Source organism: Pantoea sp. Ae19-2, assembly GCF_059801205.1.
Genome location: NZ_JBCHWE010000001.1, coordinates 2,746,332 through 2,767,699 on the forward strand (window position 1 = coordinate 2,746,332; position 21,368 = coordinate 2,767,699).

Sequence of the window (21,368 nt, forward strand, 5' to 3'; positions counted from 1 at the left end):
CGGCTAATTGCAACTTTATCGCGGCGGTAAACGTTCATCCGCTGTTTCTGCCACCACCGGCATGCGCCCGATAAACAGCAGTAGCACAGCCAGCATAATAAGTAACATGACGCGCACCCACCACAGCGGAACCAGCCAGAGAGACACCGCAAAGGTTATTACAATCACGATCATCGCCCGGCTTTTTGCACCGGGGGGCATGCCACGATGCTGCTGCCAGTGGCGGATATAACGGCCAAAAGGCGATCTCCAGAGCAGCCAGTAGTGGAATCGGGGAGAAGAGCGGGCAAAACACCAGGCCGCCAGTAGCATAAATGGCGTGGTGGGTAATAAAGGTAATACAATACCCAGTATGCCAAGCACAATCGCCAGCCAGCCAAGGGTCAATAATACTATGCGTTGCATAACGATCGCTCAGCGCGTTTCCAGTCCCGTAACCTTAGCATACCTGAGTCTCGGGCGATGAGTTACGTCACTGCACACCAACGCCTGCTTAACTGCATGCTTGATTTACGACAGGATATTGCCAGCCATCCTGATGGATACTGCCGTTCCCCCCGCTTTGACAGCCAGCTCTTTACCACCAAAGGCACCCGGCTGGCAGATTATTTGCAGGAGATTGAACACAATTATCAGCGTTTGTGCCAGCCCAACGGTGACGTGGCCCGCAGCCAGTGGCTGGCCAGCCATCTGGTCGATCAGATTGCTGCTCTGCAACGTGAGGCCCGCACCCAACAGTTGCGTAGCCCACAGGAGCGCGCTCAGCCCTCTTCCCGGCAGCGAAAATATCAGGAATACCGCGAGTATGAACGTCGACTGCAGGCTATGATCGACCAGCGTGAACAGCGAATGGCGCTGGCGGAAACGCTGGCCGTGCAGCAGCAGTTGAAGAAAGACCTGGAGGTGCTCGAAGGTCGTATGGCACGCTGTCGACAGGCCATCCGTTCGGTGGAGTGGGCAATGTCGCTGGCAAACAGCGCCTTTAACACTTAATGCGCTATCCGTGCTGGAGTGGATTCCCGGATGGCACGCTTATCTGGCCCATGATACAACTGCTCAGGAGGAAAGATGTCCCTGGAAACGGCGCCTGAAGAGGTCAAACTGGCCGTCGATCTCATTCAGCTGCTTGAAGAGAATCAGATCGCGGTAGAAACCGTGCTGTCTGCACTGGCCATCGTTCAGCGCGACTTTGAAAGAAAGCGCGACACGCAGCGTAAAGATTAGGCCTTTTTAGCCAGCGTTGGGCTGAAGCGCAGCATATCAATCAGCGCATCAACCAGCACAGGCGCATCGGTAACCAGATCAAACTTATCGGGTGTAAACAGCCAGCTTTCCATCATGCCGTTCACGTAGCCGCGCATAATCAGCGCGGCCTGACGCGTCTGGAAGGTTTCCGGGAGCTGCCCGGCATCAATGCACTGGCGCAAAACGTCTTCTATTTCATTGTAACGCTCCAGCAACAGGCTTTGCTGAATGCTTTTTACCGCCGCCATTTCCCCCACAAACTCGCATTTGTGGAAGATAATTTCCATTAGCGCGCGGCGCTGAGGATCTCTGGCCGTCGCCTGAAAGATATACACCAGCATCGCTCGCAGAATGGAAAGTGGATCACCGGGGTATTTTGTCTGATACTCAAGTTTCACATCATCCAGCCCTGCATCACTGCGAAGCCATATTTCGTTTAACAAATCGGCTTTGTTTTTGAAATGCCAGTAGATTGCCCCCCGTGTTACGCTGGCTGCGGATGCGACATCCGCCAGGGAAGTGGCTGAAACCCCCTCTTTAGAAAAAAGGGCAAGTGCAGCGTCAAGAATTTGATGCCGGGTTTCAAGAGCTTGCGCTTTGGTTTTTCGTGCCATAGGGGACTTTTTTTACAATCGAGTAAGTTTACATACATTTGTGAATGTATGTACCATAGCACGACCTAAACTCTTACGCAGCAATGGGTTCCTGGCTTTGTGATCCATTGATCATTCGATATCGGACTCTAGAGGTTTATTTATGACTAAATTCAGAGGGTTAACGCCTCTGGCGGCCGTCCTGATGCTATCAGGCAGCTTCGTGTTAACAGGATGTGACGGAAATAAATCCGACCAGGCCGCCCAGCAGCAGCAGCCACCTGAGGTGGGTGTTGTTACGGTTAAAAGTGAACCCCTTAAAATTTCGACTGAATTACCCGGCCGCACTTTGGCTTTTCGTATTGCTGAAGTTCGCCCGCAGGTTTCCGGTATCATCCTGAAGCGTAACTTCATTGAAGGCGGAGAGATCAAAGCAGGGGAATCGCTGTATCAGATCGATCCGGCGACCTATCAGGCGTCCTACGACAGTGCTAAAGCCGATTTAGCGAAGGCGGAGGCTAACGCACGCATTGCGCAGCTTACCGTGAATCGCTATAAGCCGCTGCTCGGCACTAAATACATCAGTCAGCAGGATTATGATACGGCTGTGGCCACCGCCGCGCAAAACAATGCCGCGGTTCAGTCAGCCAAAGCCAATGTGGAAACCGCCCGTATTAATCTTGCCTACACCAAAGTCACCTCGCCCATCAGCGGCCGTATCGGTAAGTCTTCCGTAACGGAAGGTGCGCTGGTGCAGAGCGGGCAAACCACGGCGCTGGCAACCGTGCAGCAGCTTGATCCGATGTATGTCGATGTCACCCAGTCGAGTGAAGATTTCCTGCGTTTACGTTCAGAACTCGAATCGGGTCAGCTGAAACAGAACGATGGCAAAGCGAATGTCACCCTGCTGATGCAAAACGGCAAAGACTATGCTCAGCCGGGTACGCTGGAATTTTCCGACGTGACCGTTGACCAGACCACCGGATCCATCACCCTGCGTGCGATCTTCCCGAACCCCGACAAAGCGTTGCTGCCTGGCATGTTTGTCCGTGCTCGTCTGGAGGAAGGCACCAACCCGAATGCCCTTTTAGTGCCACAGCAGGCGGTGAGCCGTACGCCAACCGGCGATGCCTCTGTCATGGTGGTGGGCGCGGATAACAAGGTTGAAGCACGTAAGATTAAAGCGGCCCAGGCTATTGGCGACAAATGGCTGGTGACTGATGGGCTTAAAGCGGGTGAGCGCGTGATCTTTACCGGTCTGCAACGCGCAAAACCGGGTGCGCAGGTTACGCCTAAAGAAGTCACCGATGATGCCAAAGCCGCCAGCGGCGATCCGTCCAAAGCGCAGTCTGCTAAAACATCGTCATAACAGGAGCCGTTGATACATGGCTAAGTTCTTTATCGATCGCCCCATCTTTGCGTGGGTTCTTGCTATTATCGTGATGCTAGCGGGCGCGTTATCGATTCTTAAATTACCGATCGAGCAATATCCCAATGTTGCGCCGCCGGCAATTGAGATTCAGGCCAACTACCCAGGTGCTGACGCCAAAACGCTGCAAGACTCGGTGACTCAGGTCATCGAACAGAACATGAATGGTATTGATGGCCTGATGTATATGTCATCAAGCAGTGACTCATCGGGCGCACTGACGCTGACGATTTCGTTTGAGTCAGGCACCGATGCCGATATCGCTCAGGTTCAGGTGCAGAACAAACTGCAACTGGCCATGCCTTTGCTGCCTCAGGAAGTGCAACAACAGGGGATTCAGGTTAAAAAATCCTCCAGTAGCTTCCTGATGGTCGCCGGTTTTATCAGCGATGACGGCAGTATGAATCAGAACGATATTTCTGACTACGTTGCCTCAAACATCAAAGATCCGATCAGCCGTACGCCTGGCGTCGGTGATACCCAGGTATTCGGGGCGCAGTATGCCATGCGTATCTGGATGGATCCCAGCAAGCTTAATAACTATCAGTTAACCCCTGTTGACGTTATCAACGCGCTGAAAACCCAGAACGCCCAGGTCGCTGCCGGTCAGTTAGGCGGCACGCCACCGGTGCCGGGACAGCAGTTGAACGCCTCTATCATTGCACAAACCCGTCTGACCTCGACCAAAGAGTTCGGCAACATTCTGCTTAAGGTGAATGCTGACGGTTCTCAGGTTCGTTTGCGCGATGTGGCTCAGATTGAACTGGGTGGGGAAAACTACGAAATCATCGCACGTTATAACGGTAAACCCGCTTCCGGTATTGGTATCAAACTGGCGACCGGCGCTAACGCCCTGAACACGGCGGAGGCGGTGAAGGCAGAGCTGGCTAAACTGCAGCCCACTTTCCCGGCGGGTATGAAGGTCGTTTACCCTTATGACACGACACCTTTCGTAAAAATCTCGATTTTCGAAGTAGTGAAGACACTGATGGAAGCCATTCTGTTGGTGTTCCTGGTGATGTATCTGTTCCTGCAAAACTTCCGTGCCACGCTGATTCCTACCATCGCCGTGCCTGTTGTTCTGCTGGGTACCTTTGCCATTATCAGCGCCTTTGGCTACTCGATAAACACCCTGACGATGTTTGGGATGGTGCTGGCCATCGGCTTGCTGGTCGATGACGCCATCGTAGTGGTCGAGAACGTCGAACGCGTAATGGTGGAAGAAGGGCTGCCGCCCAAAGAGGCCACCAAGCGATCGATGGAACAGATTCAGGGCGCGCTGGTCGGTATTGCCCTGGTGCTGTCGGCAGTATTCATTCCTATGGCCTTCTTCGGCGGATCTACCGGGGTCATTTACCGTCAGTTCTCTATCACTATTGTTTCAGCGATGGCGCTGTCGGTACTGGTTGCGTTAATTCTGACGCCGGCGCTCTGCGCCACCATGCTCAAGCCGGTGAAAAAAGGCGATCATGGCAAAACCACCGGTTTCTTTGGCTGGTTTAACCGCCTGTTCGACAAGAGCACGCATCACTATGTCGACAGCGTGGGCCATATCGTTCGCGGTACCGGTCGCTATCTGCTGCTTTACCTGCTGATTGTGCTGGGCATGGCGTTTCTGTTCCTGCGCCTCCCCTCTTCCTTCCTGCCGGAAGAAGATCAGGGCCTGTTACTGGCTCAGGCACAGTTGCCTGCGGGGGCAACCCAGGAACGCACGCAGAAGGTGCTGGATCAGGTTTCTGACTACTTCCTGACAAAAGAGAAGGACTCGGTTAAGTCGGTCTTTACCGTTGCCGGTTTTGGTTTTGCCGGACGGGGCCAGAACACCGGTATCGCCTTCGTCAGCCTTAAACCCTGGGATGAGCGTACCAGCAGCGATATGAAAGTCCCGGCTATCCAGGGACGTGCCATGCAGGCATTAGGGCAAATCAAAGACGGTATGGTCTTTGCGTTTAACCTGCCGGCCATTATTGAATTAGGGAACGCGACAGGCTTTGACTTTGAGCTGATCGATCAGGCAAACCTGGGCCACGACAAGCTAACACAGGCGCGTAACCAGCTGTTTGGCATGATTGCCCAGCATCCGGATACGCTGGTCGGTGTTCGCCCTAATGGCCTGGAAGATACGCCGCAGTTCAAGCTGGATATCGACCAGGAGAAAGCGCAGGCGTTGGGCGTGTCACTCAGTGACATCAACACCACGCTCGCAGCCTCGTGGGGCGGCTCTTACGTCAATGACTTTATTGACCGCGGTCGTGTGAAGAAAGTGTACGTGATGGGTAAAGCCGACGCGCGTATGCTGCCGGACGACATCAATAAGTGGTTTGTCCGTAACAGCAACGGCGAGATGGTGCCCTTCTCTGCCTTCTCTTCGGCACACTGGCAGTATGGTTCGCCGCGTCTGGAACGCTATAACGGTCTGCCTGCCATGGAGATCCTGGGTCAGGCCGGACCGGGCAAGAGTTCCGGTGAAGCCATGAATCTGATGGAAGAACTGGCCTCTAAACTGCCAACCGGCATCGGTTTTGACTGGACGGGAATGTCCTATCAGGAACGTCTGTCAGGCAACCAGGCACCGGCTCTTTATGCCATTTCACTGATTGTGGTGTTCCTGTGTCTTGCTGCCCTGTATGAAAGCTGGTCCATCCCGTTCTCTGTCATGCTGGTCGTTCCGCTCGGTGTGGTCGGTGCATTACTCTTCACCACCTTACGTGGCCTGAGTAACGACGTTTACTTTGTCGTGGGGTTACTGACAACCGTTGGCCTCTCGGCGAAGAACGCCATCCTGATCGTGGAATTTGCGAAGGATCTGATGGAGAAAGAAGGTAAAGGCCTGGTGGAAGCGACGCTTGAAGCCTGTCGTATGCGTCTGCGTCCGATCCTGATGACCTCGCTGGCCTTTATTCTTGGCGTACTGCCTCTGGCCATCAGCACCGGCGCAGGCTCAGGTGCCCAGAATGCGGTCGGTACGGGCGTAATGGGCGGTATGGTAACCGCCACCGCGCTGGCAATCTTCTTTGTACCGGTATTCTTTGTGGTGGTGCGCCGTCGCTTCGGTAAGAAAGCGGACATCGAAAAGGATCATCCTGTCGATAACCACTCGCATTAATCCGTAAACATAAAGGCCGCGTCAGCGGCCTTTTTTTGTCCTCATCGTGCCTTCTCATACCTGACTGCTCACATTCTCTGTCTGCCACGCCGATGGGCCCGATGCCCGCTCAACTCTGACTGCACCTCGCCCTCTCCGCTATGGATTTCTTTTCCGCCTGTCTCACGCGCATCGCCACCGGGCTGTATTGTTACTGCCCCTGTTTTTCCCTGCTTTTTGGAGGGTTGCAATCGAATCGGCTGCGGCGCATAATATTGTTATAGTATAACATTACATTAGTGAGAATCATGAAAGCGAATATTCATCCTACCTATCGTGCAGTGGTGTTCCACGACACTTCTGCTGACGTGTATTTCAAAATCGGTTCCACCATCAAAACCGATCGTACCGTTGAGTTTGAAGGCGAAACCCTGCCTTACGTTACGCTCGACGTCTCGTCGGCATCTCATGTGTTTTATACCGGTAAGCAGAAAGACTTTGCTAAAGAAGGCAGCACTGCCCGCTTCAACCAGCGCTTTGGCCGCTTTCTGGGTCGCCGATAAGAGAGGACATGATGCAGGTATTAAGTTCGCTGCGCTCGGCGAAGAATCGCCATCGGGATTGCAAGGTTGTGCGCCGTAAAGGCCGCATCTATATCATCTGTAAAACGAATCCGCGCTTTAAAGCCGTACAGGGAAGAAAGAAAAAACGTTGATGTGTGTCGTGAACCTTAGCCGGAATGTCGCTCACCCGCCATTCCGGCTTTTTTTATGCTCAGCGCATGCTGTTCAGCATCGCCTCTACGTTATGTTTAAAAGCGGCCTCGTAGGTGGGTGCAGGGCCGGAAGCCGTTGACAGCGCTTCAGGATAAAGCTCTCCCCCCGGCTTCGCGCCCGTGGCGCTGGCAATCTGCTTCACCAGACGAGGATCGGTCTGGTTTTCCATAAAGTACGTTTTAATATGCTGCTGCTTAAGCTGCGTGATCAGGCTGGCGACATCGCTGGCGCTGGCTTCCGCTTCCGTTGAGAAACCGACAGGTGCCAGGAACGAGACGCCATAACGTTGCCCAAAATAGCCAAAGGCATCGTGGCTGGTCAGCACTTTGCGTTTTTGCTGCGGGATAGCCGCAAAAGACGTTTTGGCCCAGCTGTCCAGCTTCTGGAGCTGCTGAATATACTTTTCGCCGCGCTTACGGATATCATCGGCATCCTGCGGATCGGCCTTGATTAGCGCATCCATCACGTTTTTGGCATAAATCGTGCCGTTATACATGCTGTTCCACGCATGAGGATCGGTGATGGTTTTGCCATCTTCTTCCATCGTCCGCGTTTCGATGCCCGTTGACGCCACTACGGGTTGACCTTTATAGCCCGAGGCACTCACCAGACGATTCATCCAGCCTTCCAGCCCCAGCCCGCTGACGAAGACCACATCCGCTTTCGCCAGCGCTTCGCTGTCTTGTGGTGTCGGTTCAAAGGTGTGCGGATCGCCATTTGGCCCGACAAGACTCTTCACGTGGACGTGATCGCCACCAATTTGCTTCACAATATCGGCCAGGACGGTAAAACTCGCTACCGCATCGACCGTTTTTGCCATAGAGAATGGACTGATGACTAACGCACCGACTGCCAGACTAATGGGTAATATCTTCATAGCTACCTCTGATTAATGGCGGCGCAAAATCCCACCGCACGGCCCTGTTAAGATGGAGAGAAAGAACAGCATTGCGGCACTCAACACCACCGCCGGTCCTGCCGGCAGTGAAAAGTGCCAGGAAAGCACCAGCCCGGCAAACGCCGACAGCACGGCCATCAGCATGGCCGAGCCCAGCATGATGACGAGGTGACGACTCCAGAAACGGGCGCTGGCGGCGGGCAACATCATCAGCCCCACCGACATCAAGGTTCCCAGTACCTGAAAACCTGCGACCAGGTTGAGCACCACCAGCGTCAGAAAAATACCGTGCACCAGCGGCGCGCTCCATTTGCCCTGTGCGCGCAGAAAGTCGGAATCGAATGCATCAATGACCAGAGGACGGTAAATGACGGCCAGCATCAGCAGCGTAAACGCGGCGATACCACCGACCACCGCCAGCGCAGGGTTATCCACCGCCAGCAGGGAGCCAAACAGAACGTGCAGCAGATCAACGCTGGATCCGCGAAGTGAGACGAGCGTGACGCCCAGCGCCAGCGAGCCCAGGTAAAAGCCAGCAAAACTGGCATCTTCTTTGAGCGGCGTGTAACGACTCACGGCACCCGACAGCAGTGCCACCGCCAGGCCGGCAATCAGCCCGCCCACGCCCATCGCAACCAGGGACAAGCCGGAGAGTAAATAGCCGATAGCGGCACCGGGCAGTACGGCATGGGATAAGGCATCCCCAATCAGACTCATGCGGCGCAAAGAGAGAAAAACGCCTAGCGGGGTGGCGCTAAATGCAAGCGCGACACAGGCCACCAGCGCCCGTCGCATAAAGCTGAACTCAATAAACGGTTGAATAATTGTCACGGCGCCACGCTCCGTAAGGGCGCGGCATCGATCACACTGCGGCGGTGAGCACCATCATCCATAGACAAGACATCGCTAAAATAACGCTCAACCAGCGGGCGATCGTGGAGCACCACCATGAGCGTGGTGCCAGCCTGCTGCTGCTGCTGCAAGATGGACATCAGTAGCGTTACCGTCTTGCTGTCAATGCCGTTAAAAGGCTCATCAAGCAACCACAGGCGACTACGTTGCAGCATCAGCCGGGCAAACAGCACACGCTGCAGCTGTCCGCCGGATAAGGTGGCAGGTTGAGCATCGGCATAGTCGCTCATCTGCACCGCCTCCAGGGCCTCGCTAATTTCTTTACGCAAGCGCCGGTTGATTCCGCCAAACCAGCCACAGCGCGGCCAGCAACCTATTGAAACCAGCTCGTACACGGTTAAAGGAAAACGTGTTTCCAGCTCGCTTCGCTGAGGCAGCCAGCCAACTTCCCGGCGCGGAAGATGCAGTTCACACTGCCCCTGCACTGGCGGCAATAAGCCAGCGATGGTTTTAATCAGTGTGGATTTTCCGCTTCCGTTCGCACCAATCAGCGCGGTCATGCTGCCCTGTGGCAACTGGGTGGTCAGAACGGGTGAGACAGATTGCCCCTGATAACCCACCTGTAGATTTCTCAACGCTATCACGGCTGCATTCCCCACCACATCGCTGTTGCCAGAACAGCGATTAACAGGAGAGCCACCGCTAACCGTCCTCCGAGTGACATTAACAGTCCACTTTGATTCATCACCGCACCAAAAAATGTTATAACATAACAACTATGATATCCGATGTTGTCGCGTTATCACCACGGCAATGTGTTTCAAAAAATAAACCAGCGCACGATTTGCCATAAAAAGGGCTATAGAGAAGCAGCAACGAATCAACCACTTGCTTAAATTTGCCCTCAACGAGGCCTTATTATGTGTGGCGGACTACTTGCAAACCGCCAGAAGAACATCAATGATGGGTTTATAAGTTGTTATTCATGAGCAGACTATGTCAGTAAGAATTGAATGCGATGTCGCGCAGGATGAAACGGATTGCGCAAAATTAGCCACAATTATAGAGCGGAATATTCTCAAAATAACAGATTCACTTGTTGGCGATTTACAATGGTATTCAGCCAATGCCATCTTAGTGCCACGCAGTTTACGCGTTATTGCTGTTGAGATGACAGAGACGAATAGATTTAAGTTACTTTACGATTTTCAGTGGAATTTATTTAATCCGTGTCTGGATTTAAATGAAATCGTTACGCAAAATGAACAAGTCAGCTTCCGTATCTGCCCTGCCGCGCTTGTATTTGAGCCGATTGAGAATCAGCGCCCCTCACCTGGCGATGAATTGTAATATTTAGTAATGGAGGTGAGCAGAACTAATGATTCTACACTATTCTTAACTCAGTCCGTTATTTACAAACCCGATAACCACTTCCTGGCCGCTTCACCTAATCGCGCCGCTTTGCGGTAACTTTGCTCGCTACGGAGGGGAAAAAGATGGACGAATACTCACCGAAACGGCATGATATTGCCCAGCTTAAATACTTGTGTGAGAATCTGTTTGACGACAGCATGGCGACATTAACTGACAGTCATCACGGCTGGGTTAATGACCCCACTGCCGAAAGCAATTTACAGCTAAACGATTTGATTGAGCACATCGCCTCTTTCACCATGAATTACAAAATTAAGCACGTTGAAGACGAAGCACTGATTACCCAAATCGATGAATATCTTGATGATACCTTTATGCTGTTTAGCAACTACAGTGTAAATACTCAGGATCTTCAGCGCTGGCAACGCTCAGCGAAACGTTTATTTAATGTGTTTACTGAAGAGTGCGCTTTTCTTCAACAGCCAAGCCATTCATTATAGTACTGACGTGAGAACGGTTTATTTATGAACAAAACCCTAACTAAAACTGATTATTTGATGCGACTGAGGCGCTGTCGTTCTATTGACACGCTGGAACGCGTGATTGAAAAAAATAAGTACGAATTACCCGATGAAGAATTAGCAGTATTTTACTCAGCAGCCGATCACCGCCTGGCTGAACTGACGATGAACAAGCTCTATGACAAAGTCCCGGTGTCAGTCTGGAAATTTGTACGCTAACCTATTTTGTATTACGTTTGATCTGATTTCACCAGCCCGTTTTTGCACAACTCGCCTGCCGGCAATGGAACGGCCCAGGCGAGATTCGCCTGTTTATCATCTGGGAAGAGGGATGTTTACGAGATGAAATGGTGGAGGCCCCGCCAGCTACATCCCGGCACACACGTCACCTGCTGCGGCTGCTTCCTTCCGGACCTGACCGAGTTCACAAGCTAGCATTGCGGGAGAACCAACAGGGCCCCCATTGACTAGCCCTCATTTCGAGAGCGCAGGCATTATCGGGGATGCCCCCGGCAATTGCAAGCCTGGTCGGGATGACCGTTGGTTTCTTGTACGATCGCCGATAATTAACCCTCAATGTGATAAAATTATCGCCTTTTCTCGGGCAGGTAAGTTTATGGACAGCTCTGACAGCTTCAAACAGCGAATCTGGCAAATCGTTGCCGCAATTCCTCCCGGCCGCGTCACGACCTATGGTGACGTCGCCCTGCTGGCGGGCTCGCCAAGAGCAGCGCGCCAGGTCGGTGGCGTCTTGAGTCGCTTACCTGAGGGCAGTACGCTTCCCTGGCACCGGGTGATTAATCGCCACGGTACTATTTCGCTGCAGGGCGATCGGTTATTTCGTCAGCGAGATGCGCTGGAGGCGGAAGGCGTTGAGGTGAGTGACGCCGGTGAGATTGATTTAGACCAATATCGCTGGCGATTTTAAGGCGTCAGGGCGGCGGCAATGCCGCCCTGATAGGGTTGCCCTGAGGCCTTACATGGTCGTCGGTGCCGGGACAGCGGCTGACGGTGTAACCTGCGTCGGTGACGTTGGCGGTACGCTCGTGGCTGCGCCAGGCTGCGTTGGCATCGCCATAGAGGGGACCGGTACTAATACCAGATCGGTTTTTGTTCCGCCCTGATTGATCACTGGTTTGACCTCTTCGGTAATAAAGGCCATCTTGCCATCAACCGTAATGGCAGCGCTTAACAGGATGCGTGCATTAGGCTGAATGTCGGCCGGGTTGAAAGGCAGCACAAAATGGAATGGCGCCTGCTTCCCTTCCGTGCGCACGACGCGCTGGGACAGCACTTTCGACGGAGCATCCGCAACCGATGCATCTGACAGCGTCACGGTCAGTGCAGCATTCGGCGGCAGCGCAATGCGCTGACGAATATAGACGGATCCACTGACGTTAGGCTGAGCAATCGTTGCTGTTTGTCCTGCAACCGCTGACCCTAAAGTCGGGGTTGGAACCGGTTTGCCTTTGTGTGCACAACCCGCGAGAGCCATCGCCATCGCTACGCCACTTAACACATGCCAGAATTTCATTGATGTCGTCTCCTTTTGATCAAAATGATTTTTAGCAGTGAATCTTCATTACAGCGTTTCACTCGCCGTATGTCTTTAATGTTGGCACAAAATCAAAAGTTTGCCTGGTCGGATGAAAGACCGAAAGTCTGATTGACGGAAACTGGTCGGATCTTTCACACTTAGGCAAATACTTATTATCAGGAAAGCGTCATGAGTCAGGCACTCGAAAATCTGCTTAATTTAATCCATTTGGAAAAAATCGAAGAAGGCCTCTTTCGCGGCCAGAGCGAAGATCTTGGCCTTCGTCAGGTCTTTGGCGGTCAGGTAGTGGGACAGGCACTTTTTGCGGCCAAACAGACCGTGCCGGAAGATCGCGTCATTCACTCATTCCACAGCTATTTTCTCCGGCCCGGCGACAGCCAGAAACCGATTATTTACGACGTGGAAAGCCTGCGTGACGGTAAAAGTTTTAGCGCCCGCCGGGTCAGCGCCATTCAAAATGGTCAGCCTATTTTTTATATGACGGCCTCTTTCCAGTCGCCGGAAAGCGGCTTTGAACATCAGAAACCCATGCCGCAGGTGAAAGGGCCTGATAATCTCCCCAACGAGCAGCAGATGGCGCAAAAAATGGCCCATATGCTGCCAGAAAAGCTGCGCGAGAAATTTATCGCCGAGCGTCCGCTGGAAATCCGCCCGGTGCAGATCCACAACCCGTTACGAGGCCACGTTGATAAACCGCAGCGTCAGGTGTGGATTCGGGCTAACGGCACCCTGCCCGACGATTTACGCATCCATCAGTATCTACTGGGCTACGCTTCCGACCTTAACTTTTTGCCCGTGGCGCTGCAGCCCCATGGCAAGGGCTTTCTGGAACCCGATATGCAGGTGGCAACGATTGACCACTCTATGTGGTTTCACCGTGAGCTGAATTTTAACGACTGGCTGCTCTACAGCGTGGAGAGCACCTCTGCATCGGGCGCGCGGGGCTTTGTACGCGGTGAGTTTTACAACCAGCAAGGGGAACTGGTGGCGTCAACGGTTCAGGAAGGTGTGATGCGCCAGCGCAGCGAATAGTAAAAAGGGGCGAAATCGCCCCTTTTCTCTTATCGTTACAGATGAATTAATGGTTGTATGCGTTCTCGCCATGGCTGTTGACGTCCAGGCCTTCGCGCTCCTGCTCTTCCGGCACGCGCAGCCCTACAATCATATCCGCCAGTTTAAAGCCAATGAAGGCCACCACGGCAGACCAGACGATAGTCACCCCTACGCTGAACAGCTGAACGGCAACCTGATGCCCCATAGTGACGCCTGGTGCATAGCCTACGCCGCCCAGAGAAGAGGACGCGAACACGCCCGTCAGGATACAGCCGATGATGCCACAGACGCCGTGAACGCCGAATACGTCACAAGGATCGTCAACCCGCAGCCATCTTTTCAGCGTTGTTACGCCCCAGATGCCCGCCAGACCACCGGCTAAACCGATAATTAACGCGCCACCGACGCCGACATAACCACAGGCTGGCGTAATGGCAACCAGACCCGCAATAAAACCAGAACAGGCACCTAACAGAGAAGGTTTACCACGCAGCGCCCACTCGCCGAAGGTCCATGCCAGCACAGCAGCGGCAGTCGCCACAACGGTATTCAGGAAAGCCAGTGCGGCAATTTCGTTAGCTGCCGACGCCGAGCCTGCGTTGAAGCCAAACCAGCCGACATACAGAATCGCGGTACCGGTAAAGACCATTGGCAGGTTGTGAGGTTTAAATGCCTCTTTGCCGAAGCCTGCACGTTTGCCCACCAGGTAAGCACCGACCAGCCCGGCAACCGCCGCGTTAATGTGCACAACCGTGCCGCCAGCAAAGTCCAGCGCGCCATCCTGAGCCAGTAAGCCGCCAGCCCAGACCATATGCGCGATAGGCAGATAAGCCAGCGTCAGCCATACCGCCACGAAAATCAGTACGGCTGAGAAACGAATACGTTCCGCAATGGCACCGACGATCAGCCCCACGGTAATACAGGCAAAGGACGCCTGGAAAGCCACATGGATGTATTGATAAAAGCTGCCCATTACCGCTGTCAGCGCAATGTTTTTCAGCATCACCCAGTTGAAGCTGCCAAAGAAAGCATTGCCTTCGCTAAAGGCCAGTGAGTAGCCATAAATCACCCACAGCACACATACCAGCGAAAAGGTGACCGCCACCTGAGTGAGCATAGAGAGCACGTTTTTACCGCGGATCAAGCCGCCGTAAAACAGCGCAATCCCGGGAATTGACATAAACAGCACCAGCGCAGTGCAAATCATCATAAAGGCGTTATCGGCTTTGTCTGCAACGGCAGGCGCAGCAGCCATTGCCAGCGACGGTAACAGTGCCAGGCTGGTGAGGCCCAACTTGGTCAGCATTTTATTCATTTTTTTTCCATCCCATCACATTACTGAGTCTTGTTTACAGTGCGGCTTCGTCGGTTTCGCCGGTACGTATGCGAATCACGCGCTGCAGTTCAGCAACGAAAATCTTGCCGTCGCCAATTTTTCCGGTGTAAGCCGATTTACTGATTACGTCCACCACTTCGTCCAGTTGGTCGTCTGCAATGGCGATATCAATTTTGACCTTGGGCAGAAAGTTCACGCTGTATTCCGCACCACGGTACAGTTCGGCGTGCCCTTTCTGACGTCCAAAACCTTTCACTTCGGAGACGGTCAGTCCCTGAATACCAATGGAGGATAATGCCTCTCGCACATCTTCCAGCTTGAACGGCTTAATTACGACGGTAACCAGCTTCATAGCCTCTCCTTAAGGAATTGAAATAAGTAAGTCTCATGGACACGCAGAGACTTAAGCAAAGGCTGTGCCAGATGTAAGTATTGTGCGAAATCCGTTATCAGGCCGCGACGGAATAAGGCTCAGGAAATGCTGAATATCGGTCTGGGAAAAACTGGGGGATTAATAAACGAAGCGGATGCACTCCTTTGGTGCTGTTACGCTCAAAGGCGTGCATCCTGACGGAACAATGGAGAAAAAGATGCGCAAAAAAGGTGCAATCACCCTGCGCTGACTAACGGTGCTGCCGATTCCAGTTCATCGCCAACCTGTTGCAACTGATACATTTGCCAGTAGCGCCCTTCCTCTGCCAGCAGCTGCTGGTGCGTGCCCTGCTCGACAACATGACCACGGTGCAGCACCAGTATGTTGTCTGCTTCGGTAATGGTGGAAAGACGGTGGGCGATAACCACCAGCGTCGTATGCTGACGCAGGGTGCGCAGCGTGTGCTGAATGGCCTGCTCTGTACCGGAATCGATATTTGCGGTGGCTTCATCAAGGATGAGAATCTGCGGCAGTTGTACCAGTACGCGTGCCAGCGCCAGTAATTGCTTTTGCCCTACCGACAGGTTATTCCCCTGTTCGCCCAGTCGGGTATGAATACCAGCAGGCAATGCCCGGGCCAGCGGCGCCAGCTGTACCTGCTCCAGCGCCGTCCACACGGCTTCTTCGCTGATATCCCGACCCAGCCGCACGTTGGCCAGCAGCGTGTCGGCCAGTACGACCGGATCCTGCTGTACCATCGCGATGCTGCGTCGTAGCGCCTGGTGGGAATATTGCCCCAACGGACGATCGTCCAGACGGACTTCACCGCGCGTCACCGGATAGTAGCCCATTAACAGGTTTGCCAGCGTGCTCTTGCCGCTGCCGGTATGACCGACCAGAGCGACAAAGCCGCGTGAAGGCACATCCAGCGAGATGTTGCTTAGCACGTCCCGATCATCGCGATAGGCAAAGCTCAGGTTATCCAGCGTAATGCGTCCGGACGCCATGGGTCGATCGCTGTCACCATAGTGCTGCTGGGGCGCATCCATCAGTTCAAAAATACGCTCGCCCGCGACAACTGCCTGCTGCAACATCGACTGCTGCGTAGTGAGTTCGATTAAGGGCTCGTTAAGCCGTCCCAGATAGGTGATAAACGCGTACAGCACCCCGACTTCGAAAACGCCGGGCATTGAGAAACTGAATAACAGCAGCAGCCCGCACAGCACCAGCGCCGAAAACAGGCTTAAAAGCGGCCGTAACAGGAAGCCATCGAGCCGCAGGGTTTCCATGCGCGCCAGATAGTGAGAGCGGCTGGCTTCCCCCATGCGTTCGCCAAAACGTGCCTGCTGGCGGAACTGCTGAATCACGCTCATCCCGCTAATCACTTCGTTAAAACCGTTGTTGATATCGGCCAGATAGCTGCGAACGCGACGCGCTATCGGTGTACTGAAGCGCTGATAAATCAGCATGACGATGAGCACCATAGGGAAAATCAACATCGCCACCAGCGCCATGCGCCAGTCCAGGCTGAACATGGCCACCATCATTGCGCCCACCAGCGCGGCGCTGCGCAGGACCGTCGCGACAACGGTCACATACAGATCCCGGACGACTTCCGTGTCGTTGGTGACCCGGGAAATCAACTGCCCCACCGGCTGGGTATCAAACGCAGCGAGTGGCTGACGCAGCGCCGCGTTCATGGCATCGGTGCGTAAACGCTGCACCACGCCAATCGCGGCCTGGTTAAACAGTAACGCCTGCCCGTAATGCAGGGCGGCGGCCAGCAGCTGCAGCAGAATAAAACTCACGACCAGTCCTGCCACGATGCCCCAGGGCATTTGATGCTTTGCCACCAGATTATCGATGAAATAACTCACCAGAACCGGGCCGGTGACTTCGGCGGCGGCGGCAATCCAGAGCATCAACACGGCCAGCGACAGCGATTTGCGCCACGGTTTACCGTAGCTCAGCAGGCGTTTAAGTGTTGGCCACATACGTTGTGACTTAGCCATGCGGCACTCCTTTTTCCGTTTCATCATCATCCAGTGCGGCTTCCAGTTGCTGATAGCGATACATATCCCGATACCAGCCCGCCGCGTTGGTCAGAGCAGCGTGGTCGCCTCGCTGCGCCACGGTGCCCTGATGCAGCACCAGAATCTCACTGGCTTCCGTGAGTGCCGACAGGCGGTGGGCGCTGATGATCAACGTGCGCCCTTTGCCCCACAGGCGCAGATTATGCAAAATTTCGTGTTCTGTGCGTCCGTCCACGGCCGACAGCGCATCGTCCAGAACCAGGATCTCCGCATCAAGCAGCAGGGCACGGGCGATTGAAATACGCTGTTTCTGACCGCCGGACAGCATGACTCCGCGCTCCCCGACTTCGGTTTCGTAGCCTTGCGGCAGGCGTAAGATATCGTCATGGACGCAGGCCATTTTTGCCGCCTGCTCAATATCCTCCTGACTGGCATCCGGCCTGCCCAGCGCAATGTTATTGGCCACGCTGTCGGAAAACAGAAACGGCGTCTGACTGACGACGGCGAGACGGCTGCGCCAGCTGTCCAGCCGCAGCTGTGGCAGCGGGATGGAATGGTAGCGGATATCCCCCTGCTGAATATCGAAGTGACGCTGAATCAAACTCAGCAAGGTCGTTTTACCACTGCCGGTCGGGCCGCACAGGCCCAGCATATCGCCCGGCTTGAGTTGAAATTCAACCTGGCTCAGTATCGCACCTGAACTGGCGGGATAGCTGAATTCGCGAATCGAGACCTGTAACGTTCCGGCCCTGTCAGGCAAGGTTTTATCACCGTCCTCAACGACCGGTGCCTCAGAAAGCAGCGCGCGAATTCGGCTCCAGGCAGCACTGCCACGCTCAACAATGTTAAACATCCATGCCAGCGCCAGCATCGGCCAGATCATCAATCCCAGGTACATGACAAAGCTGGTGAGCTGCCCCAGCGTCATTTGATCATGCCACACCAGCCAGCTTCCGCCGCCAATCGCCAGCAGGTTGGCAAAGCCAATCGCGATATAAATGGTGGGATCAAAACGCGCATCCACTCGCGCAACGCGCAGGTTTTTCTCTCCGGTATCACGTGCAATATCGGCGAACTGCGCCGACTGATGTTGCTCCAGCCCAAATGCCTTAATCATTCGGATGCTGGTAAGGCTCTCTTGCGTCTGATCGTTCAGGCTGGAAAAGGCCGCCTGCGCCAGTTTGAAACGGTTATGTAGCTGCTCGCCATAGCGGTGAATGACCAACGCCATGAATGGCATCGGTATTAGCGATATCAGCGTCAGCTGCCAGCTGATTTGTGTACTCATGGCAATTAACACAACGCATCCCATGACCAGAGAATCCACCAGCGTCAGCACGCCTTCACCGGCAGCAAAAACCACCCGATCGACGTCGTTGGTGGCGCGGGCAATGAGATCGCCGGTTCGGTGACGCAGGTAAAACGCCGGCTGCTGACGGCTGAGCTGACGATAAAAATCCTCTCGCAGCTCAACGGCCAGTTGGTAGGATGCGCCAAACAGCAGCACGCGCCAGACATAGCGCAGCAGATAAACCACCACGGCGGTCAGCAGCATAATGCCAATCCACATCAGGATGCGCCGGGCATCCATGTTTTGGTGGGTCACGCCGTCCACAATCACCCCGACAATCCACGGCGGTAGCAACTGCAGAACGGCAATAACGATCAGTAAGGTGACGGCGCCCAGATAACGCCGCCACTCACGGATAAAATACCAACTTAACTGGCTGAATAATCGCACAAGGCTGCTCTCAATCTCAGATACTCAGGGGCCAACAGGCAGGGCTGTCGTGTATTTAATCTCTTCCATCGCGAAGCTGGAGGTCACATCGATCAGGCCTGTTACACCATTGACTAAACGCTTATAAAAGGCATCATAACTTTTCATGTCGGCAACCTGAATACGCAGTAAATAATCGTACTCACCGGCCATACGGTAAAAGCCCATCACTTCCGGCATGCTCTGCACCACCGAGACGAACTCTTGATACCAGGCTTTGCTGTGCTGGGTGGTTTTGACAAACATAAAGGCCGTGAGACAGAGGCCAAGCTTTTCATTATCCAGCAGAGCGACCCGTCCGCGAATAATGCCGTCTTCTTCCAGCTTTTTAAGGCGCTTCCAACAGGGCGTCGTGGTGAGATTAACCGCATCTGCCAGTACCTGGAGTGAAGTGGTGCAGTCCTGCTGCAGCATAGCCAACAGTTTAAGGTCGATTTTATCTGGCATACGGCCCTCCGGTAGAAATATTTTCTCCATTACCGCCATTTTAACGCAAAACCAGCAAGCTCTTTTTCCTACACGTGCCTTAAAATAATGACTTTCATCCGACCGGAAATGAACGCCATGTCAACATGCTGGGTACGCCACGCGATTAACGAAATTAACGCTGATTTTCAACGCTCAGCGGACACACACTTAATTCGCTTCAGTTTGCCGGATTTTCCGGGCATCAGGTTCTATCTCAAAGATGAAAGCACGCATCCCAGCGGAAGTCTGAAACATCGTCTGGCGCGCTCTCTGTTTCTGTACGCCCTGGCCAACGGTTGGATCAAACAAGATACACCGGTTATTGAGGCATCTTCGGGCAGTACGGCCGTGTCTGAAGCCTATTTTGCCCGCCTGCTGGGCTTGCCTTTTATTGCCGTCATGCCCGCCAGCACCGCGAAGCGTAAAATTGAGCAGATCACCTTTTACGGCGGTCAGTGTCACTTTGTCAGCGATCCCTGTCAGCTCTATGCAGAATCCGAGCGCCTCGCCCGGGAACTGAACGGCCATTTTATGGATCAGTTTACCTACGCGGAACGGGCCACCGACTGGCGCGGCAACAACAACATTGCTGAAAGCATCTTCCGTCAGATGGCAAACGAACCCTTTCCCGTTCCTCACACCCTGATTATGAGTGCCGGCACTGGCGGTACCTCGGCCACGCTGGGACGCTATATTCGCTATCAGGGATGCGATACGCGATTACTGGTCGTTGATCCGCAGCATTCCGTTTTTTATGACTACTGGCACAACCGTGACGCCACCCTGACCAGCAATCGTGGCAGCATGATTGAAGGCATTGGTCGTCCACGCGTCGAGCCTTCCTTTATGCCCGATGTGATTGACGAAATGCTTCGCGTACCGGATGGCGCATCAATTGCCGCCATGCTGAAGCTGGAAACGCTACTGGGACGCAAACCGGGCCCGTCTACCGGCACCAACTTCTGGGGCATGATGCAGGTGGCAAAACGCCTACGCGATAACCACGAGCAGGGCTCGCTGGTGACACTGCTGTGCGACAGCGGAGAACGTTATCCTGATACTTACTATCAACCTGAGTGGGTTGCCGAGCACATTGGCGATATTACGCCCTGGCAGCACGAACTGGGCTAGTGCGCTATCAGACCTTGACTAACGGGGTTAAGAAGCGCCAGATCGGGCCAGTTATTGCCCCTGCAGCTGTTCAGCCGCGCGTTCAGGTATTACCATAAGCACCAATTTTTATTATTGGGACGTGCCATGAAACGCGCCGTTGTCGTATTTAGCGGTGGACAAGATTCCACCACCTGCCTGGTTCAGGCCCTACAGCATTACGATGAAGTGCACTGTGTGACCTTCGACTATGGTCAACGTCATCGTGAAGAGATTGACGTGGCCCGGGACCTTTCCTTAAAACTAGGCGCCCGAGCGCACAAGGTACTCGATGTGACCATGCTGAATGAACTGGCCGTCAGCAGCCTGACGCGAGACAGCATTCCGGTTCCCGCTTATGATCCCAAGGCTAGCGGCCTGCCGAGCACTTTTGTACCGGGCCGCAATATTCTGTTTCTGACCCTGGCCTCGGTTTACGCGTATCAGGTTGAAGCGGAAGCCGTCATCACCGGCGTTTGCGAAACCGACTTCTCCGGTTATCCCGACTGTCGCGACGAGTTCGTCAAAGCGCTTAACCACGCGATCGGCCTTGGCATGGCGCGCGATGTTCGTTTTGAAACCCCGTTGATGTGGCTCAATAAAGCCGAAACCTGGGCGCTGGCCGATTACTGGCAGCAGCTTACGTTGATCCGCGAAGAGACGCTCACCTGTTATAACGGCATCAAAGGTGACGGCTGTGGCGAATGTGCCGCCTGTCATCTGCGCTCAAACGGCCTGAATGCTTATCTGCAGGATCGCCCCGGTATTATGGCAGCCATGAAGGCAAAAACCGGTTTGCCGTAACCTCGGGCGCGGCGGCGACAGATAGCCGCCGCCTTGATGAC

The 21,368-nt window shown here is 54.0% G+C and carries 24 protein-coding genes and 1 other RNA gene; 13 read left to right on the plus strand and 12 right to left on the minus strand.

The window, feature by feature from the left end; all coding sequences use genetic code 11:
* Positions 1-15: 15 nt before the first annotated feature.
* Complete coding sequence (locus tag AAIE03_RS12765; protein WP_013024916.1) at positions 16-405, minus strand: DUF454 family protein; 390 nt, start codon at positions 403-405, stop codon at positions 16-18.
* 57 nt (positions 406-462) lie between these two features.
* Here AAIE03_RS12765 and priC point away from each other — a divergent pair, with 57 nt between their 5' ends.
* Together priC and rsmS are read left to right on the plus strand one after the other, a co-directional pair.
* A complete protein-coding gene (gene priC, locus AAIE03_RS12770) occupies positions 463-993 on the plus strand; it encodes a primosomal replication protein PriC (RefSeq protein ID WP_014593092.1) in 531 nt (176 codons plus the stop codon).
* A gap of 75 nt (positions 994-1,068) precedes the next feature.
* Positions 1,069-1,224, plus strand: a complete 156-nt coding sequence (gene rsmS / locus AAIE03_RS12775) for a pleiotropic regulatory protein RsmS (protein WP_013024914.1) — start codon at positions 1,069-1,071, stop codon at positions 1,222-1,224.
* Here the strand turns inward: rsmS and acrR are convergent.
* The gene (acrR, locus tag AAIE03_RS12780; RefSeq protein ID WP_014593091.1) at positions 1,221-1,859 is read right to left on the minus strand and encodes a multidrug efflux transporter transcriptional repressor AcrR; all 639 of its coding nucleotides are present in this window, start codon (positions 1,857-1,859) and stop codon (positions 1,221-1,223) included. The two genes, rsmS and acrR, sit on opposite strands and share 4 nt — an antisense overlap.
* A 142-nt stretch (positions 1,860-2,001) precedes the next feature.
* Here acrR and AAIE03_RS12785 point away from each other — a divergent pair, with 142 nt between their 5' ends.
* The 4 genes from AAIE03_RS12785 (at position 2,002) to ykgO (ending at position 7,067) form a co-directional block, all read left to right on the plus strand.
* A complete protein-coding gene (locus tag AAIE03_RS12785; protein WP_013024912.1) occupies positions 2,002-3,207 on the plus strand; it encodes an efflux RND transporter periplasmic adaptor subunit in 1,206 nt (401 codons plus the stop codon).
* Between the two features lie 16 nt (positions 3,208-3,223).
* Positions 3,224-6,373, plus strand: coding sequence for a multidrug efflux RND transporter permease subunit AcrB (locus tag AAIE03_RS12790; RefSeq protein WP_014593090.1), 3,150 nt, complete (start codon positions 3,224-3,226; stop codon positions 6,371-6,373).
* Between the two features lie 287 nt (positions 6,374-6,660).
* Positions 6,661-6,915 (plus strand): type B 50S ribosomal protein L31, encoded by a 255-nt coding sequence (locus tag AAIE03_RS12795; protein ID WP_014606427.1) that lies wholly within the window; start codon positions 6,661-6,663, stop codon positions 6,913-6,915.
* Between the two features lie 11 nt (positions 6,916-6,926).
* Positions 6,927-7,067 (plus strand): type B 50S ribosomal protein L36, encoded by a 141-nt coding sequence (gene ykgO / locus AAIE03_RS12800; RefSeq protein WP_014606428.1) that lies wholly within the window; start codon positions 6,927-6,929, stop codon positions 7,065-7,067.
* Positions 7,068-7,126: 59 nt separating this feature from the next.
* Here the strand turns inward: ykgO and AAIE03_RS12805 are convergent, their stop codons facing one another.
* Genes AAIE03_RS12805 through AAIE03_RS12815 form a run of 3 tightly spaced genes read right to left on the minus strand, consistent with a single transcriptional unit; the run spans position 7,127 to position 9,522 of the window.
* Positions 7,127-8,005 (minus strand): metal ABC transporter substrate-binding protein, encoded by an 879-nt coding sequence (locus tag AAIE03_RS12805; protein WP_013024908.1) that lies wholly within the window; start codon positions 8,003-8,005, stop codon positions 7,127-7,129.
* A 12-nt stretch (positions 8,006-8,017) separates the two neighbouring features.
* A complete protein-coding gene (locus AAIE03_RS12810) occupies positions 8,018-8,857 on the minus strand; it encodes a metal ABC transporter permease (protein WP_013024907.1) in 840 nt (279 codons plus the stop codon).
* Entirely contained in the window at positions 8,854-9,522 is a 669-nt protein-coding gene (locus AAIE03_RS12815; RefSeq protein ID WP_014606429.1) for a metal ABC transporter ATP-binding protein, read from the minus strand. Before AAIE03_RS12815 ends, AAIE03_RS12810 begins: the two co-directional genes overlap by 4 nt.
* 352 nt (positions 9,523-9,874) lie before the next feature.
* Here AAIE03_RS12815 and AAIE03_RS12820 point away from each other — a divergent pair, with 352 nt between their 5' ends.
* From AAIE03_RS12820 to hha, 3 genes are all read left to right on the plus strand, one after another.
* On the plus strand, positions 9,875-10,228 hold the full coding sequence (locus tag AAIE03_RS12820; protein ID WP_110286421.1) for a hypothetical protein: 354 nt from the start codon (positions 9,875-9,877) through the stop codon (positions 10,226-10,228).
* Positions 10,229-10,374: 146 nt separating this feature from the next.
* Entirely contained in the window at positions 10,375-10,752 is a 378-nt protein-coding gene (gene tomB, locus AAIE03_RS12825; protein WP_015700827.1) for an Hha toxicity modulator TomB, read from the plus strand.
* Between the two features lie 24 nt (positions 10,753-10,776).
* Positions 10,777-10,992: a hemolysin expression-modulating protein Hha gene (hha, locus tag AAIE03_RS12830; RefSeq protein ID WP_013024903.1), complete on the plus strand. Its 216-nt coding sequence runs from the start codon at positions 10,777-10,779 to the stop codon at positions 10,990-10,992.
* 138 nt (positions 10,993-11,130) lie between these two features.
* Here hha and ffs read toward each other — a convergent pair.
* Positions 11,131-11,227: signal recognition particle sRNA small type (ffs, locus tag AAIE03_RS12835), an RNA gene on the minus strand.
* A gap of 162 nt (positions 11,228-11,389) precedes the next feature.
* On the opposite strand from ffs, the gene AAIE03_RS12840 reads away from it, so the two are divergent.
* Complete coding sequence (locus AAIE03_RS12840; protein WP_014606432.1) at positions 11,390-11,701, plus strand: MGMT family protein; 312 nt, start codon at positions 11,390-11,392, stop codon at positions 11,699-11,701.
* 48 nt (positions 11,702-11,749) lie between these two features.
* Here the strand turns inward: AAIE03_RS12840 and AAIE03_RS12845 are convergent, their stop codons facing one another.
* Positions 11,750-12,307, minus strand: coding sequence for a YbaY family lipoprotein (locus AAIE03_RS12845; protein ID WP_013024901.1), 558 nt, complete (start codon positions 12,305-12,307; stop codon positions 11,750-11,752).
* Positions 12,308-12,499: 192 nt separating this feature from the next.
* Here AAIE03_RS12845 and tesB point away from each other — a divergent pair, with 192 nt between their 5' ends.
* Positions 12,500-13,363, plus strand: coding sequence for an acyl-CoA thioesterase II (gene tesB, locus AAIE03_RS12850; protein ID WP_015700830.1), 864 nt, complete (start codon positions 12,500-12,502; stop codon positions 13,361-13,363).
* A 46-nt stretch (positions 13,364-13,409) separates the two neighbouring features.
* Here the strand turns inward: tesB and amtB are convergent, their stop codons facing one another.
* From amtB to AAIE03_RS12875, 5 genes are all read right to left on the minus strand, one after another.
* The gene (amtB, locus tag AAIE03_RS12855) at positions 13,410-14,699 is read right to left on the minus strand and encodes an ammonium transporter AmtB (RefSeq protein ID WP_014606435.1); all 1,290 of its coding nucleotides are present in this window, start codon (positions 14,697-14,699) and stop codon (positions 13,410-13,412) included.
* 34 nt (positions 14,700-14,733) lie between these two features.
* Complete coding sequence (gene glnK, locus AAIE03_RS12860) at positions 14,734-15,072, minus strand: P-II family nitrogen regulator (RefSeq protein WP_013024898.1); 339 nt, start codon at positions 15,070-15,072, stop codon at positions 14,734-14,736.
* A gap of 257 nt (positions 15,073-15,329) precedes the next feature.
* Complete coding sequence (locus AAIE03_RS12865) at positions 15,330-17,105, minus strand: SmdB family multidrug efflux ABC transporter permease/ATP-binding protein (RefSeq protein ID WP_014606436.1); 1,776 nt, start codon at positions 17,103-17,105, stop codon at positions 15,330-15,332.
* Complete coding sequence (locus AAIE03_RS12870) at positions 17,098-18,867, minus strand: SmdA family multidrug ABC transporter permease/ATP-binding protein (RefSeq protein WP_013024896.1); 1,770 nt, start codon at positions 18,865-18,867, stop codon at positions 17,098-17,100. Before AAIE03_RS12870 ends, AAIE03_RS12865 begins: the two co-directional genes overlap by 8 nt.
* Positions 18,868-18,891: 24 nt before the next feature.
* Complete coding sequence (locus tag AAIE03_RS12875) at positions 18,892-19,353, minus strand: Lrp/AsnC family transcriptional regulator (RefSeq protein ID WP_026021085.1); 462 nt, start codon at positions 19,351-19,353, stop codon at positions 18,892-18,894.
* Between the two features lie 117 nt (positions 19,354-19,470).
* Here AAIE03_RS12875 and AAIE03_RS12880 point away from each other — a divergent pair, with 117 nt between their 5' ends.
* Both AAIE03_RS12880 and queC read left to right on the plus strand, forming a co-directional pair.
* Entirely contained in the window at positions 19,471-20,505 is a 1,035-nt protein-coding gene (locus tag AAIE03_RS12880; protein WP_022622657.1) for a PLP-dependent cysteine synthase family protein, read from the plus strand.
* Positions 20,506-20,631: 126 nt separating this feature from the next.
* On the plus strand, positions 20,632-21,327 hold the full coding sequence (gene queC / locus AAIE03_RS12885; protein ID WP_015700834.1) for a 7-cyano-7-deazaguanine synthase QueC: 696 nt from the start codon (positions 20,632-20,634) through the stop codon (positions 21,325-21,327).
* Positions 21,328-21,368 lie beyond the last annotated feature (41 nt).

What these genes read in the sequence shown, in the direction of transcription:
- AAIE03_RS12765 (WP_013024916.1), bottom strand. Translation starts at nt 405, where the DNA reads ATGCAACGCATAGTATTATTGACCCTTGGCTGGCTGGCGATTGTGCTT.
- priC (WP_014593092.1), top strand. Translation starts at nt 463, where the DNA reads ATGAGTTACGTCACTGCACACCAACGCCTGCTTAACTGCATGCTTGAT.
- rsmS (WP_013024914.1), top strand. Translation starts at nt 1,069, where the DNA reads ATGTCCCTGGAAACGGCGCCTGAAGAGGTCAAACTGGCCGTCGATCTC.
- acrR (WP_014593091.1), bottom strand. Translation starts at nt 1,859, where the DNA reads ATGGCACGAAAAACCAAAGCGCAAGCTCTTGAAACCCGGCATCAAATT.
- AAIE03_RS12785 (WP_013024912.1), top strand. Translation starts at nt 2,002, where the DNA reads ATGACTAAATTCAGAGGGTTAACGCCTCTGGCGGCCGTCCTGATGCTA.
- AAIE03_RS12790 (WP_014593090.1), top strand. Translation starts at nt 3,224, where the DNA reads ATGGCTAAGTTCTTTATCGATCGCCCCATCTTTGCGTGGGTTCTTGCT.
- AAIE03_RS12795 (WP_014606427.1), top strand. Translation starts at nt 6,661, where the DNA reads ATGAAAGCGAATATTCATCCTACCTATCGTGCAGTGGTGTTCCACGAC.
- ykgO (WP_014606428.1), top strand. Translation starts at nt 6,927, where the DNA reads ATGCAGGTATTAAGTTCGCTGCGCTCGGCGAAGAATCGCCATCGGGAT.
- AAIE03_RS12805 (WP_013024908.1), bottom strand. Translation starts at nt 8,005, where the DNA reads ATGAAGATATTACCCATTAGTCTGGCAGTCGGTGCGTTAGTCATCAGT.
- AAIE03_RS12820 (WP_110286421.1), top strand. Translation starts at nt 9,875, where the DNA reads ATGTCAGTAAGAATTGAATGCGATGTCGCGCAGGATGAAACGGATTGC.
- tomB (WP_015700827.1), top strand. Translation starts at nt 10,375, where the DNA reads ATGGACGAATACTCACCGAAACGGCATGATATTGCCCAGCTTAAATAC.
- hha (WP_013024903.1), top strand. Translation starts at nt 10,777, where the DNA reads ATGAACAAAACCCTAACTAAAACTGATTATTTGATGCGACTGAGGCGC.
- AAIE03_RS12840 (WP_014606432.1), top strand. Translation starts at nt 11,390, where the DNA reads ATGGACAGCTCTGACAGCTTCAAACAGCGAATCTGGCAAATCGTTGCC.
- AAIE03_RS12845 (WP_013024901.1), bottom strand. Translation starts at nt 12,307, where the DNA reads ATGAAATTCTGGCATGTGTTAAGTGGCGTAGCGATGGCGATGGCTCTC.
- tesB (WP_015700830.1), top strand. Translation starts at nt 12,500, where the DNA reads ATGAGTCAGGCACTCGAAAATCTGCTTAATTTAATCCATTTGGAAAAA.
- amtB (WP_014606435.1), bottom strand. Translation starts at nt 14,699, where the DNA reads ATGAATAAAATGCTGACCAAGTTGGGCCTCACCAGCCTGGCACTGTTA.
- glnK (WP_013024898.1), bottom strand. Translation starts at nt 15,072, where the DNA reads ATGAAGCTGGTTACCGTCGTAATTAAGCCGTTCAAGCTGGAAGATGTG.
- AAIE03_RS12865 (WP_014606436.1), bottom strand. Translation starts at nt 17,105, where the DNA reads ATGGCTAAGTCACAACGTATGTGGCCAACACTTAAACGCCTGCTGAGC.
- AAIE03_RS12875 (WP_026021085.1), bottom strand. Translation starts at nt 19,353, where the DNA reads ATGCCAGATAAAATCGACCTTAAACTGTTGGCTATGCTGCAGCAGGAC.
- AAIE03_RS12880 (WP_022622657.1), top strand. Translation starts at nt 19,471, where the DNA reads ATGTCAACATGCTGGGTACGCCACGCGATTAACGAAATTAACGCTGAT.
- queC (WP_015700834.1), top strand. Translation starts at nt 20,632, where the DNA reads ATGAAACGCGCCGTTGTCGTATTTAGCGGTGGACAAGATTCCACCACC.